The 12842-nt window shown below is 74.0% G+C and carries 10 protein-coding genes; 4 read left to right on the forward strand and 6 right to left on the reverse strand.

Annotation, left to right across the window (positions count from 1 at the left end; genetic code table 11):
- Window positions 1-40: 40 nt before the first annotated feature.
- A complete protein-coding gene (locus E6U81_RS27810; protein WP_136232814.1) occupies window positions 41-2881 on the forward strand; it encodes a DEAD/DEAH box helicase in 2841 nt (946 codons plus the stop codon).
- 70 nt (window positions 2882-2951) lie between these two features.
- On the opposite strand, the gene E6U81_RS27815 is transcribed toward E6U81_RS27810, so the two are convergent.
- The 4 genes from E6U81_RS27815 to E6U81_RS27830 all read right to left on the reverse strand — a co-directional run bounded on the left by E6U81_RS27815 (window position 2952) and on the right by E6U81_RS27830 (window position 7734).
- Complete coding sequence (locus E6U81_RS27815; RefSeq protein WP_136232815.1) at window positions 2952-3941, reverse strand: RluA family pseudouridine synthase; 990 nt, start codon at window positions 3939-3941, stop codon at window positions 2952-2954.
- A gap of 25 nt (window positions 3942-3966) precedes the next feature.
- Window positions 3967-5505 (reverse strand): serine hydrolase, encoded by a 1539-nt coding sequence (locus tag E6U81_RS27820; protein WP_136232816.1) that lies wholly within the window; start codon window positions 5503-5505, stop codon window positions 3967-3969.
- A gap of 435 nt (window positions 5506-5940) precedes the next feature.
- Window positions 5941-6780 (reverse strand): siderophore-interacting protein, encoded by an 840-nt coding sequence (locus tag E6U81_RS27825; RefSeq protein ID WP_136232817.1) that lies wholly within the window; start codon window positions 6778-6780, stop codon window positions 5941-5943.
- Window positions 6781-6828: 48 nt separating this feature from the next.
- A complete protein-coding gene (locus E6U81_RS27830) occupies window positions 6829-7734 on the reverse strand; it encodes a 5'-3' exonuclease (RefSeq protein ID WP_206310031.1) in 906 nt (301 codons plus the stop codon).
- Window positions 7735-7953: 219 nt separating this feature from the next.
- Here E6U81_RS27830 and E6U81_RS27835 point away from each other — a divergent pair, with 219 nt between their 5' ends.
- Entirely contained in the window at window positions 7954-8595 is a 642-nt protein-coding gene (locus E6U81_RS27835; RefSeq protein WP_240804048.1) for an XRE family transcriptional regulator, read from the forward strand.
- A gap of 8 nt (window positions 8596-8603) precedes the next feature.
- Window positions 8604-9323 carry a helical backbone metal receptor gene (locus E6U81_RS27840; protein ID WP_240804049.1) on the forward strand — a complete coding sequence of 240 codons (720 nt, stop codon included), beginning with the start codon at window positions 8604-8606 and terminating at the stop codon, window positions 9321-9323.
- 561 nt (window positions 9324-9884) lie between these two features.
- Here the strand turns inward: E6U81_RS27840 and E6U81_RS27845 are convergent.
- Window positions 9885-11003: a TDT family transporter gene (locus E6U81_RS27845; protein ID WP_136232819.1), complete on the reverse strand. Its 1119-nt coding sequence runs from the start codon at window positions 11001-11003 to the stop codon at window positions 9885-9887.
- Window positions 11004-11073: 70 nt separating this feature from the next.
- Between E6U81_RS27845 and E6U81_RS27850 the strand changes: the two genes are divergently transcribed.
- Window positions 11074-11997 carry a LysR family transcriptional regulator gene (locus E6U81_RS27850; RefSeq protein ID WP_136232820.1) on the forward strand — a complete coding sequence of 308 codons (924 nt, stop codon included), beginning with the start codon at window positions 11074-11076 and terminating at the stop codon, window positions 11995-11997.
- On the opposite strand, the gene E6U81_RS27855 is transcribed toward E6U81_RS27850, so the two are convergent.
- Window positions 11994-12788, reverse strand: coding sequence for a thioesterase family protein (locus E6U81_RS27855; protein ID WP_136232821.1), 795 nt, complete (start codon window positions 12786-12788; stop codon window positions 11994-11996). The two genes, E6U81_RS27850 and E6U81_RS27855, sit on opposite strands and share 4 nt — an antisense overlap.
- Window positions 12789-12842: the final 54 nt, after the last annotated feature.

Here is a 12842-nt window from a genome sequence, read left to right on the forward strand (position 1 = left end):
GCGACTGTTGTCAGACCCGGCGGGTAGGCTCGACAGCAAGATGACCGAAGAACTCTCACCCGCCGAGCGGTACGCCGCTGCCCGGATCCGCGCCGCCGAAGAGGCCTCCGCCCTGGCCCCCTTCCGCGAGATGTACGACTTCGACCTGGATCCGTACCAGGTGGAGGCCTGCAAGGCGCTGGAGGCCGGCAAGGGCGTCCTCGTCGCCGCCCCGACCGGCTCGGGCAAGACCATTGTCGGCGAGTTCGCCGTGCACCTGGCCCTCGCGCAGGGCCGCAAGTGCTTCTACACGACGCCGATCAAGGCGCTCTCGAACCAGAAGTACGCCGACCTCGTCAAGCGCTACGGCGCCGACAAGGTGGGCCTGCTGACGGGCGACAACAGCGTCAACTCCGAGGCGCCGGTGGTCGTGATGACCACCGAGGTGCTCCGCAACATGCTGTATGCGGGCTCCCAGTCGCTGCGCGGCCTCGGCTACGTCGTGATGGACGAGGTCCACTACCTCTCCGACCGGTTCCGCGGAGCCGTCTGGGAGGAAGTGATCATCCACCTCCCCGAATCGGTGACCCTGGTGTCCCTCTCGGCCACCGTGTCCAACGCCGAGGAGTTCGGCGACTGGCTGGACACCGTGCGCGGCGACACCGATGTGATCGTCTCGGAGGAGCGGCCCGTCCCGCTGTGGCAGCACGTCATGGCCGGCCGCCGGATCTACGACCTCTTCGAGGAGGAGTCCGACCACGGCGGCCGCGGCTCCGCGCGCCGGGAGGTCAACCCCGACCTGCTGCGCATGGCGCGCGAGGAGAACAGCCGCACCTACAACCCGAAGGACCGGCGGCGCGGCAAGATGGTCCGCGAGGCCGACCGCGAGCGCGAGCGGCGCTCCCGCGGCCGGATCTGGACCCCGTCCCGCCCCGAGGTCATCGCCCGCCTCGACAACGACGGGCTGCTGCCCGCCATCAACTTCATCTTCAGCCGGGCCGGCTGCGAGGCCGCCGTCCAGCAGTGCCTGTACGCAGGCCTGCGCCTCAACGACGAAGCCGCCCGGCTCAGGGTCCGCGAGATCGTGGAGGCGCGCACCGCCGCCATCCCCACCGAGGACCTGCACGTCCTGGGCTACTACGAGTGGCTCGAAGGCCTGGAGCGGGGCATCGCCGCCCACCACGCGGGCATGCTGCCGACCTTCAAGGAAGTCGTGGAGGAGCTCTTCGTCCGCGGCCTGGTCAAGGCCGTCTTCGCCACGGAGACCCTCGCGCTGGGCATCAACATGCCCGCGCGCACGGTGATCCTGGAGAAGCTGGTCAAGTGGAACGGCGAGCAGCACGCCGACATCACCCCGGGCGAGTACACGCAGCTGACCGGCCGGGCCGGCCGGCGCGGCATCGACGTCGAGGGCCACGCGGTCGTGCTCTGGCAGCGGGGCATGGACCCGGCCGGCCTCGCCGGGCTCGCGGGCACCCGTACGTATCCGCTGCGCTCCAGCTTCAAGCCGTCGTACAACATGGCCGTCAACCTGGTCAGCCAGTTCGGGCGGCACCGCTCGCGCGAGCTGCTGGAGACCTCCTTCGCGCAGTTCCAGGCGGACCGCTCGGTCGTCGGGATCTCCCGGCAGGTGCAGCGCAACGAGGAGGGCCTGGAGGGCTACCGGGAGGGCATGACCTGCCACCTGGGCGACTTCGAGGAGTACGCGCAGCTGCGCCGCGACCTCAAGGACCGCGAGACGGAGCTGGCCAAGCAGGGCGCGGCCCAGCGGCGGGTGCAGGCGGCCAGTTCGCTGGAGAAGCTCAAGCCGGGCGACATCATCCACGTGCCGACGGGCAAGTTCGCCGGGCTCGCGCTGGTCCTGGACCCGGGCGTGCCGGCCGGACGGGTCCACGGGCACCGCGGGTACGAGTACGCCGAGGGCCCGCGCCCGCTGGTGCTCACGGCGGAGCGGCAGGTCAAGCGGCTCGCCGCGATCGACTTCCCGGTCCCGGTCGAGGCACTGGACCGGATGCGGATCCCCAAGACCTTCAACGCCCGTTCGCCGCAGTCCCGTCGGGACCTCGCCTCCCAGCTGCGGAGCAAGGCCGGGCACATCACCCCGGAGCGGCGCTCCCGCGGCCGGGCGGCTGCCGCCGACGACCGCGAGATCGCCAGGCTGCGCACCGAACTGCGGGCGCACCCCTGCCACGGCTGCGACGAGCGCGAGGACCATGCCCGCTGGGCGGAGCGCTACCACCGGCTCCAGCGGGACACGCAAGCGCTGGAGCGGCGGATCGAGGGCCGGACGAACACGATCGCCCGCACCTTCGACCGCATCCACGCACTGCTGACCGAGCTGGACTACCTGCGCGAGGACGAGGTCACCGTGCACGGCAAGCGGCTCGCCCGGCTGTACGGGGAGCTCGACCTGCTGGCGTCCGAATGCCTGCGCGCCAGGATCTGGGAGGGCCTGAGCCCCGCGGAACTGGCTGCCTGTGTATCGGCGTTGGTCTTCGAGGCCCGGCAGTCCGACGACGCGGTCGCGCCGAAGGTGCCGGGCGGTGCGGCGAAGGCGGCGCTCGGCGAGATGGTCCGCATCTGGGGCCGGCTCGACGCGCTGGAGGAGGAGCACCGCATCAACCAGGCGGAGGGCGTGGGCCAGCGCGAGCCGGACCTCGGCTTCGCCTGGGCGGCGTACCAGTGGGCCTCCGACAAGAGCCTGGACGAGGTGCTGCGCGAGGCGGAGATGCCGGCCGGCGACTTCGTGCGCTGGTGCAAGCAGGTCATCGACGTGCTCGGGCAGATCGCGGCGGCGGCCCCCTCGGCCACCGGCGACAACGGCAGCACGGTCGCGAAGAACGCCCGCAAGGCTGTGGACGCGCTCCTGCGGGGCGTCGTGGCGTACAGCTCCGTCGGCTAGCGGGTGTCCTGCGGGACGCGGTGACCGGCCGCCGCGGGGAGGAACTCCTCCGCGCGGCGGCCGAGTCGTGTCAGCGGCCGGGGGCGCAGGGGGCGCGGTCCGCCGGGGGGCCGGTCTCCCAGCCGGGGCGGTCGTGCCAGGCTTGGAGGGTGCGGGGGCTCTCGAAGCGGTGGGCGGCGCCGGTGACCGGGTCGGTGAACGCCAGTACCCGGGCCAGGAGTTGCAGGGGCCGGCGGTAGTCGTCCGGGGCGGGATCGGCCACCTCCGGGTACACCGGGTCGCCCAGGATGGGCAGGCCCAGGCCGTTCATGTGCACCCGCAGCTGGTGGGTGCGGCCGGTGTGCGGGGTCAGCCGGTAGCGGCCCAGGCCGCCGCGGACGCCGACGAGCTCGATCAGGCTCTCGGCGTTGGGCGGGCCGGGGACCTCGGTCGCGGCGATCACCCCGCGGAGCTTCTCGATCCGGCTGCGGACGGTGCGCGGGAAGGTGAGCGCCGGGTCGAGGGGTGCGAGGGCCTCGTACTCCTTGTGCACCTCGCGCCGCTGGAAGAGGAGCTGGTAGGCGCCGCGGTCCTCGGGCCGGACGCTGAACATCACCAGGCCGGCGGTGAGCCGGTCCAGGCGGTGCGCGGGGCTGAGCCCCGGCAGGCCGAGCTCCTCGCGCAGCCGGGCGAGGGCGGTCTCGGTGATGTGGCTGCCGCGCGGGGTGGTCGCCAGGAAGTGCGGCTTGTCCACGACCAGCAGGTGCTCGTCCCGGTGCACCACGCGGACTGCGAACGGCACCCGGGGTTCGGGTTCCATGTCGCGGTGGAACCACAGGTGGGCGCCGGGCTCGTACGGGTCCCGCGCGTGCAGGACCCGGCCGCCGGGGCCGAGGACCCGGCCCGCGGCCAGCAGCCGCGCCATGGATTCCTCGCCGCGGGTGCCGGCGTAGCGGGCGGCGAGGTAGCTGCCGAGGTCCGGCCAGGTGCCGTCCGGGTCGGGCGGCAGCCGGAGCCGGACCGGGTCGATGCCGGCCCGCTGGGGGAGGGGCGAGGGGGGTGCCTGGGCTCTGCGTCTCATCGGGGGTCAGGCTATGCGGCTACGGCTACTGCCGGGTGAAGGTGCCCAGGTGGTTCTCGTCGAGGTACTCCACGCGGAACTTCCCGTCCGTGAAGAACACGCCGGTGCGGCCGATGGCGTTCTCGCCGGTGGTCTCGAAGCTGAAGGTGTCGCCGTCGTAGTGCGTCAGCGGGAAGCGCAGGGGCTTCGGGCCGAGGGCAAGGGTGAGCGCGCCTGCGTTGTCGGCGGTGACGGTGGCCCTGCCGTAGTACGGGTTGTCGTAGGTGCCGGTGTACGCGGCGCTGTCGCGGGCCGGCTTCGCACCGGAGGGCGGGTGGGCGTAGTCGGTCTCGGACCGGCCTGCATCGAACGTCTGGGCGTAGCTCGCGCCCGCGAGCGACATCCAGTCGGCGGTGGGCTTGCCGTACTGGGCGGTGTCGAAGAAGTCCAGGGCGACGGCGTCGGCCAGGCCGACCGGGGCGGCGTTGGTCAGGACGACGATGCCGAGCTTCTCCAGCGGCAGCATCGTGACGTTGGTGTTCGCGCCGAGGGCGAAGCCCCCGGAGTGGCTCAGGCGCAGCCGGCCCGCGTCGTCGTAGGAGACGTTCCAGCCGAGCCCGTAGAACTGCGGGGTGCCGCGGCCGGTCACGGGCTGGGACACGATCTCGGGCTGGTAGGTGCGGGCGAGGGCGTCGGCGGGGACGATCCGCTTCCCGTCGAGGCTGCCGGTGTCGAGGTGGAGCCGCAGCCAGCGGGACATGTCCCGGACGGTGGAACTGGCCCCGCCCGCCGGGGTCTGGGCGTCGGCGTCGCGGACGTAGCGCGGGCTCCAGGTGCCGTCCGGGTTGCGCACGTGGCCCCACGCCCGGTCCGGGGACGTGGCGTAGGCGTCGAACTCGGTGCTGGTGCGGGTCATCCCGGCGGGCTTGAAGAGCTTGTCCTCGCTGAGTTTCTGCCAGCTCACGCCGTGGTCGCGGGCCACGGCCTCGGCGGCGGCGGTGAGCCCGAAGTTGGTGTACGCGTAGCTCGCGCGGAAGGGGCTCAGCGGCTCTTCGCGCAGGTGGCCGAGGATGTACGCCCGGTCGTAGCCGAGGTCCTCCAGGAGGTCCCCGGCGTGGTCGGGGAGTCCGCTGCGGTGCGAGAACAGGTCGGCGGGCGTGACGTGCGAGGTGACCCAGGGGTCCTTGAGGGCGAAGCCGGGGAGGGAACCGGCGAGGGGCTCGTCCCAGGCGCCGGGATCGGCCAGGGCGGCGGCGACGGTGGTGGAGGACACGGGCTTGGAGACGGAGGCCAGCTGGAAGACGGTGTCGGGTTCGACCTTGGCGCTCTCGCCGGTGCGGCGGAGTCCGAAGCCCTTGAGGTAGACCACCTTGTCGTTGTGGACGACGGCCACCGCGACGCCGGGGACGCCGGTGCGGCGCATCTTGTCCGTGACGGAGCCGTCGAGGGCGGCGACGGCCTTGTCGACGGCGGCGTCCGTGAGTTGGGGGCGCGGCGCGGGGGGCGGGCTCGGTGCCGCCGCGGCCGCCGAGGCGGTGAGGAGGACCGCGGCACCTGCCGCCCCGAGGGCGCGGAGCGTACGCATGCGTACATTGTCCCGCCGTGCGCCTTGGCGCGCGCGTCGCGGCAGCCGGGGCTCCGGTGCCACCGCGGGGGCGCCGCCCCTTGGCCCCCGCGCCTCAATGCCGGCGGGGCTGGATCGGGCGGGGCTGACCCGGACTGCGGTGCCTCGGGCAAAGGCGGCGCTGGATCGGGCGGGCGCGTTCCGGACCGAGGTACCTGGAGCGCGGGCGGGGCCGGAACGGGGCGGGCGCTGCCCCCCACCCGGGGCGCCTCGAACTCCCCTGGCCGGCTGGGCGGTGCCCCCCGGCGGGGCCGGGGAGCCGACGGGCGGCAGGGCCGGCGTGTACGGGCCCGGGGCCCGTAGCCCAGGGGCCCTGTGGCCAGGTGGCCGCGGGGCCGGGCCGCGTGGGTCTACGCGCCGGGGCGGGTGCCGTGACCGCGGACCGCCCCGGAAGGGTCAAGCGGCCGCGCGGTGCTCTTGTTCCTGCTCGACCGTGGCGTTCCAGTCGCGCTTGATCGCGCGCCAGCCCTCGTCCGTCTCGCCCAGGCGCCAGTAGCCCGAGATCGACAGGCGCTCGCGTGCGATGCCGCGCTCCAGGCGGAGGTGGCGGCGCAGGTCCTTGACGAAGCCGGCCTCGCCGTGGACGAAGGCGTGGACGTCCGCGGAGGGGAACTCCATGGCCTGGACCGCCTCGACGATGGCCTCGCCGACCGGGCGGTCGCCGCGGTGCAGCCAGAGCGGGGTGATGCCGTCGGGGGTGGCGATCTTCAGCTCGTCGGCGGGGCCGTCGATCTCCACGATGGCGTGGACCTTCGCACCCGCCGGCATCCGCTCCATCGCCGCGGCGATCGCCGGCAGGGCGCTCTCGTCGCCGATCAGCAGGTGCCAGCCGGCCGCCGGGTCCGGGGCGTAGGCGCCGCCCGGGCCGAGGAACCGTACGAGCTCGCCCGGCTGGGCCCGGGCCGCCCAGGGGCCGGCCAGGCCCTCGTCGCCGTGGACGACGAAGTCGAGGGTCAGCTCCCGGTGCGCCGGGTCCCAGTTCCGCACGGTGTAGGCGCGCTGGCGCGGCCACTGCGCCCGAGGAAAGTCGGCGCGGATGCGTTCCAGGTCCCACGGGGCGGGGTAAGTGACACCCTCGGGAGCGAAAAGGAGTTTCACGTAATGGTCGGTGTACTCGCCCGCACCGAAGTCGGCCAGCCCCTCACCGCCCAGCACGAGCCGCACCATGTGCGGCGACAGCCGCTCGGTGCGTACGACAACGGCGGTGCCGACAGTGCGGCCGCGTCCTTCTGCCACGGTGACTCCCTGACTCCCATGAAACTTAGCCTTACCTAAGTTAGCACCTCAGGAGTGCAGAGCGCCGCTCAGACGGGACACAGCGCCGCCCAATCCCCACCGATGGGCTAGTGCGTCGACCAGCTCGGGCTGCGCCGGGACCGCCGGAAGGGCCGCGTCGAACTCCGGAAGCGGCACGTCAGAGGCCACTTGGACCACCTTCGGGGCCACCGCGAGGTACGGCCGGGACTCATCCAGCCGCTTGCGCTGGGTGGGCGTCAGCTTCGACTTCGGGTCGCCGGTCGCCGCGATGATCCCCGCCAGGTCGCCGTACGCGTCGAGGAGTTTCGCCGCCGTCTTCTCGCCGATGCCGGGAACGCCCGGCAGGCCGTCGCTCGGGTCGCCGCGCAGCAGGGCGAGGTCCGCGTAACCGGGGCCGTCCACCCCGTACTTCTCCCGCAGCCACGCCTCGTCCGTCACCTGGAGGGTGCCCACGCCCTTGAGGGGGTACAGCACGCGCCGCTGCCGGGCGTCGTCCACGAGCTGGTACAGGTCCCGGTCGCCGGTGACGATGTCGACCGGTCCCGTCGCGCGGGCGGTGAGCGTCCCGATCACGTCGTCCGCCTCGTACCCGGCGACGCCGACCCGGGCGATGCCGAAGGCGTCCAGGGCCGCCTCGATGATCGGCACCTGCGGGGCCAGCGTGTCCGGGGTCTCCTCCACGTCGGGGCCCGTCTCGGTCTCGACGGCGACCCGGTGGGCCTTGTACGAGGGGATCAGCTCCACCCGCCAGTGCGGACGCCAGTCGGCGTCCATGCACGCCACCAGGTCGTCCGGCCGGTGGTCCTGGACCAGCCGGGCGATGAAGTCGAGGAGCCCGCGCACGGCGTTGACCGGGGTGCCGTCGGGGGCCTTCACGGAGTCCGGAACGCCGAAGTAGGCGCGGTAGTAGAGGGAGGCGGTGTCCAGGAGCATCAGGCGTCGTGTCGTCACGCAGACGATGATGCCGCAACGCGGCGCAGGGGCGTCCCGGCCGCCGGGACGCCCCCGCGTGCTCCCGTCCGCCCCCCGAACACCACGCACCGTGAGCGGACGGGTACGGGAAGGCCGGTGCGGGCGAAACCGGAGCCGGTTGCTGCGTAAGGTGCTTACAGCACACCGATGTGCGACGGACATGGGGAGGGCAGCCCCGACATGAACGACAGGGACGGCACGGACGGCCTGAACGGCAAGCTGGACGACAGGGACGACAAGAGCAGGGACAAGGACGGCAAGGAACCGCTGCGGGTGGGTGTGGCCGTGCGCAAGCGCCGCCGCGCGCTCCACCTCACGCTGGCCGCCGTGTCGGCTCGGAGCGGCCTGTCGGTGCCCTTCCTGAGTCAGATAGAGAACGAGCGGGCCCGGCCCAGCATGCGATCCCTGGAGCGCGTCGCGGACGCCCTGGAGACCACGGCCGTCGAGCTGCTCGCCGCCTCCGACACCGCGCGCACGGTGGACCTCGTACGCGCCGGCGACGCGTCCGGGCTCACCCCGATTGCCGGCGTACGGCCCCTCGTGCGCGGGCACCACCAGCTGCACGCCATGGAGTTCACCGGGGACCAGGACGCCGGGCGCGAGTACCAGCACCGCAACGACGAACTGATGTACGTGGTCGAGGGCGCCTGCCAGGTCGAGGCCGAGGGGCGGGCGTACCGGCTGGAGAGCGGCGACGCGCTGTTCCTGTCCGGGGGCGTGCGCCACCGCTGGCGGGCCGTCACCGAGGACACCCGGATCCTGGTGGTGGCCGTGGGTGACCACATCCACGCGACGTCCGAGCCCCCGTCACCCGGACAGTGAGCGGCGGCGTGCGGCGCGTCGTGTCGCTGGTGCCGTCGCTGACCGAGGCGGTGGCCGTGAGCGCGCCGGGGCTGCTGGTCGGGGTCACCGACTGGTGCACGCACCCCGGCGACCTCGGGGCGGCGGAGCGGATCGGGGGGACGAAGAACCCCGACGTGCGCCGGATCGCGGAGCTGCGCCCCGACCTGGTGATCGCCAACGAGGAGGAGAACCGGGCGCCGGACCTGGCCGCGCTGCGGGCGGCCGGAGCGGAGGTGCTCGTCACCGAGGTCCGGGACCTGCCGCAGGCGCTGCGGGAGCTGGACCGGGTGCTGGTGGGAGCGCTGGGGCTGACGAGGCCGGGGTGGCTGGCGGACGCGGAGGCGGCGTGGGCCCGCGCGGAGCCGGTGGGAGAGCTCACGGCCTTCGTACCGGTGTGGCGGCGGCCGTGGATGGTGCTGGGCCGGGACACCTTCGCGGGCGACCTGCTGGCGCGGCTCGGGGTGCGCAACGTCTACGCAGGGCACGCGGAGCGGTATCCCCGGATTCCGGCGGAGGAGCTGGCCGCGGCCGGCTGCGACCTGGTGGTGCTGCCGGACGAGCCGTACCGCTTCACGGCCGGTGACGGCCCGGAGGCCTTTCCCGGCCTGCCGGCGGCTCTCGTCAGCGGACGGCATCTGACCTGGTACGGGCCATCGTTGGCCGACGCGCCGAGGGTGCTGGCCCAGGCGCTGCGCCGCGCGACCTGACGGGCCGGCGTCCCGGGGCGCTGCCCCGGACCCCGCGGCGGCGTCTCGTGCCGCCCCGGACCCCGCGCTCATTCGGCCTCGCCGGTCGAGGTGCGGGGTGGCTCCCCCTTCGGCTCCCGCCGGGGTTGCGGGTTGTCGCGGGGTGGGATGGCCCGGGCGGGGCGGTGCCCCGCCGGAGTGTCTCCTCGGCTCGGCGCGTGCGGGGTGCCTCGGCCAGGCGGCCGTGGTCGCGCGCTCCTTGCGGGGACACTCCGCCGTGTCCCCACCCTTGCCGGTGCTCTGCGTCCGGGCAGGACCGTGCTTCCCGGAACCCGGCTCGCGCCGTTGGAGTGGGGACGGGGAGGGGCGTCCCCGCAGGACGAGCGCGCGACCACCGGGTACGGCCGAGAAGTGGCCGCGCGCGCCGAGCCGAGCAGATACCCCTCGGCGGCGCCGCGACCCGCCCGCACCGCGACGGATCCCGCCCTGCCCTGCGAAGGAGCCCGCACCGCGACCGGATCCCGCCCCCGCGAGGGGACGCGTACCGCGTGCGGATCCGGCCGGCCCCCGGCAGGGGAAGGTCTAGCCGGCGAGCAGGCGGCCCGTCAGCAGGCCCCGCAGGGTGTGGGTGGCCGCGAGCAGCCAGGCCGTCAGCAGGGCGAGGAAGAGGGCGGCGGCGAGCCAGGCGAGGGCGGTGAGCCCGGTGTGGCGGGCCAGGCCGGCGGCGCCGGTGACGCAGGTGCCGACGGGGAAGGTCAGCGCCCACCAGGTCATCGCGAAGCCCATGCCGGCGCGGGCCGCCCGGACCAGCATGCACACAGCGAGGGCCAGCCACAGCAGGGCGAATCCCATCACGGGCACCCCGTAGACGACCGCGAAGGCGCCGAGCGCACCGGCGTAAGGGGCGCCGATGGCCTGGGGGGCCATGTCGGCGAGCTGGTTCACGGCGGTGGTGGACTGCCCGAGGGGGCCGAGGACCAGGAACAGGGTCGGGGTGAGGGCCAGGGGCAGGGGGCCGCCCACGATCAGCCGGCCGAAGATCAGGGGGAGCATCAGCAGGGTGGCGAGCAGGCTGATCCCGAACATGGCGTAGCAGGCGAGCAGCATGGCCTCGCGGGGCTGGCCCGCGGGCAGGTGGGGTATCAGCAGCGGGCCGAGCGCGGCCGAGACCATGGGGGAGACGAGGGGGAGCAGCCAGACGGGGCCGGCCTGCTTCGGCTCGACCTTGTGGCGCACCACCATCAGGTAGGGCACGGCCACGGCCGCGACGAGGCCGATCGCGGTGCCCGCGGTGAACAGCACGGCGTCCACGGCCACGGCGGCACCGGTCCCGATGAGGTCCTTGCCGACGATGAGGGTGCCGCCGCCGACGGCCAGCAGGGCCATCGAGAGGCAGCCGTAGAAGGGGGCGACGGCCGGGTCGAGGAGGTGGGCGCGGGCCTGGTCGCGGTGGTGGAGCCAGTGTCCGGCCCGGGCGGTCAGCAGGACGGCGAGAGCGGCGGCGGACAGCGCCCAGACGAGCTGGCAGGCCACGCGCTGGCCGGGGAGCTGGTACGGGAGGGTCGCGCCGGCGTTGGCGACGATCGCGGTGCCCATGACGGTGGCGTACCAGTTGGGGCCGAGGTGTCGCAGCGCCGGTGCCTTGTGGGCGGTGGGCGCGGTTCCGGGGAGGGTGCGGGGTCGCACGAGGGTGGTGGCCATGGGTCCAGCGTCACGTCGGGGCGGGCCGAACGGCAGGGATCATCTTTCTATAAGGCCATAAACTGATGTTATGGGTGATGAGAAGTGGGTTCCGCTGGCGCACCGCGTACCGGACCTGGGTGCGCTGGAGCTGCTGCTCGCGGTCGCCCGGGTGGGGAGCCTGAGCGGCGCCGCCCGGCGGCTGGGCATCACCCAGCCCGCGGCGAGCAGCCGGATCCGGGCGATGGAGACCAGGCTGGGCGTGGCGCTGGTGGACCGTTCGCCGCGGGGTTCGACGCTGACGGCCGAGGGGGCACTGGTCACCGACTGGGCCCGGCGGGTGGTGGAGGCGGCGGAGGCCTTCGACGCCGGTGCGCAGGCACTGCGCGGGCGGCGGGACTCCCGGCTGCGGGTGGCGGCCAGCATGACGATCGCGGAGTACCTGCTGCCGGGGTGGCTGATCGCGCTGCGCGGGCAGCGGCCGGACACGGCGGTGTCGCTGCACGCGGGCAACTCGGCGGTGGTCGTGCAGCGGGTGCTCACGCACGAGGCCGACCTCGGCTTCGTGGAGGGGCTGACGGTGCCCGAGGGGCTGGACTCGGCGGTGATCGCGCAGGACCGGCTGGTCGTGGCGGTGGCGCCGGTCCATCCCTGGGCGCGGCGCACGCGGGGCGTGGAGGCGGCGGAACTCGCGGCGACCCCGCTCATCCTGCGGGAGCGCGGCTCGGGTACGCGGCAGGTGCTGGACGCCGCACTCGCCGGTCACGGCGGACTGGCCGCGCCGCTGCTGGAGCTGGCGTCGACGACGGCGGTCAAGGCGGCCGCGCTGGGCGGCGCCGGGCCGTGCGTGCTGTCGGAGCTGGCCGTGGTGGACGAGCTGGCGGCCCGCCGGCTGGTGGAGGTGCCGGTGTCGGGCGCCGAACTCGGCCGGGCCCTGCGGGCGGTCTGGCCGGCGGGCGCCCGCCCGGCCGGCCCGGCCCGGGACCTGCTGTCCCTGACCCGGGGTACCTCTTAGGGGATGGGGCGGACCGTGAGGATCTGTTCGGCGTGGCCGACGGGGCCGTCGGCGTCGTGCAGGACGCTGCTGGTGAGGCCCTGTCCGGACGGGCCGAAGGTGACGGTGGTGTCGAGGCCGGTCCACGGGCCGCGCGGCTGACGGTGCAGGTGGATCGTCAGGTCGAGGTTCGGGAACATCCACGCGGTGGGGTCCTGCTGGACCGCGATCCCGTTCGCGGTGTCCACGAGCGCCACGTACGAGGCCAGGGCGCTGCTCGGCTCGCCCGCGACCAGGGCGAGGGGCGAGGACACCCAGGCCGCGGTGCGGCCCCGGCGGGTGGGCGGCGTACGGCGGACCTCGATGGAGGAGACGTAGCCGCCGTCCCACTCGTCGTCCATCGCCCAGACGCCGAGTTCCCCGGGGGCCGGGAGGCGCTCGTGCGGGCTGTCGGCCACAGCGGAGGAGTCCAGGGTGGCCAGCAGCCAGGCGCGGGCGCGGACCACAGGACGGCCGCCGATGACCACGGTCGCCTCCAGGAGCTCGATGGTCCGGCCCGGGCGGACGGTCTCGACGGTGATCTCGCACTCGTCGAGGGCGATGCGGCCGAGGATGTCGTAGCTGATCCGCGCGAGCGCCAACGGCTCGGGCCGCCGCGCCAGGTGGCCGTCGAGCGCGTGCACCACGAGGCCGGCGAGCGGGCTGAAGTGCTGCTCGTCGGTGTTCCACGCACCGCCCGCGTGGGCCGTGGGCTTGTAGCGGTGCTCGCCCGTCCGCTCGTAGTAGCTCTCGCGTGTGGCGCCGGTGGTCACGGGATCGGTCTCCTCGAGCGGAAGTAGCTGTATCGATCACGCATCGTAGGAGGC

Origin of the sequence: Streptomyces sp. A0592 (assembly GCF_004795115.1) — a bacterium.
In the GTDB taxonomy this organism is placed as follows: Bacteria; Actinomycetota; Actinomycetes; order Streptomycetales; family Streptomycetaceae; genus Streptomyces; species Streptomyces erythrochromogenes.

Bases quoted from the DNA above. Each gene is read 5' to 3' on its own strand.
- E6U81_RS27850 (WP_136232820.1), top strand. From the start codon at position 11,074: ATGGGTGATGAGAAGTGGGTTCCGCTGGCGCACCGCGTACCGGACCTG.
- E6U81_RS27835 (WP_240804048.1), top strand. From the start codon at position 7,954: ATGAACGACAGGGACGGCACGGACGGCCTGAACGGCAAGCTGGACGAC.
- E6U81_RS27845 (WP_136232819.1), bottom strand. From the start codon at position 11,003: ATGGCCACCACCCTCGTGCGACCCCGCACCCTCCCCGGAACCGCGCCC.
- E6U81_RS27815 (WP_136232815.1), bottom strand. From the start codon at position 3,941: ATGAGACGCAGAGCCCAGGCACCCCCCTCGCCCCTCCCCCAGCGGGCC.
- E6U81_RS27810 (WP_136232814.1), top strand. From the start codon at position 41: ATGACCGAAGAACTCTCACCCGCCGAGCGGTACGCCGCTGCCCGGATC.
- E6U81_RS27830 (WP_206310031.1), bottom strand. From the start codon at position 7,734: ATGCTCCTGGACACCGCCTCCCTCTACTACCGCGCCTACTTCGGCGTT.
- E6U81_RS27820 (WP_136232816.1), bottom strand. From the start codon at position 5,505: ATGCGTACGCTCCGCGCCCTCGGGGCGGCAGGTGCCGCGGTCCTCCTC.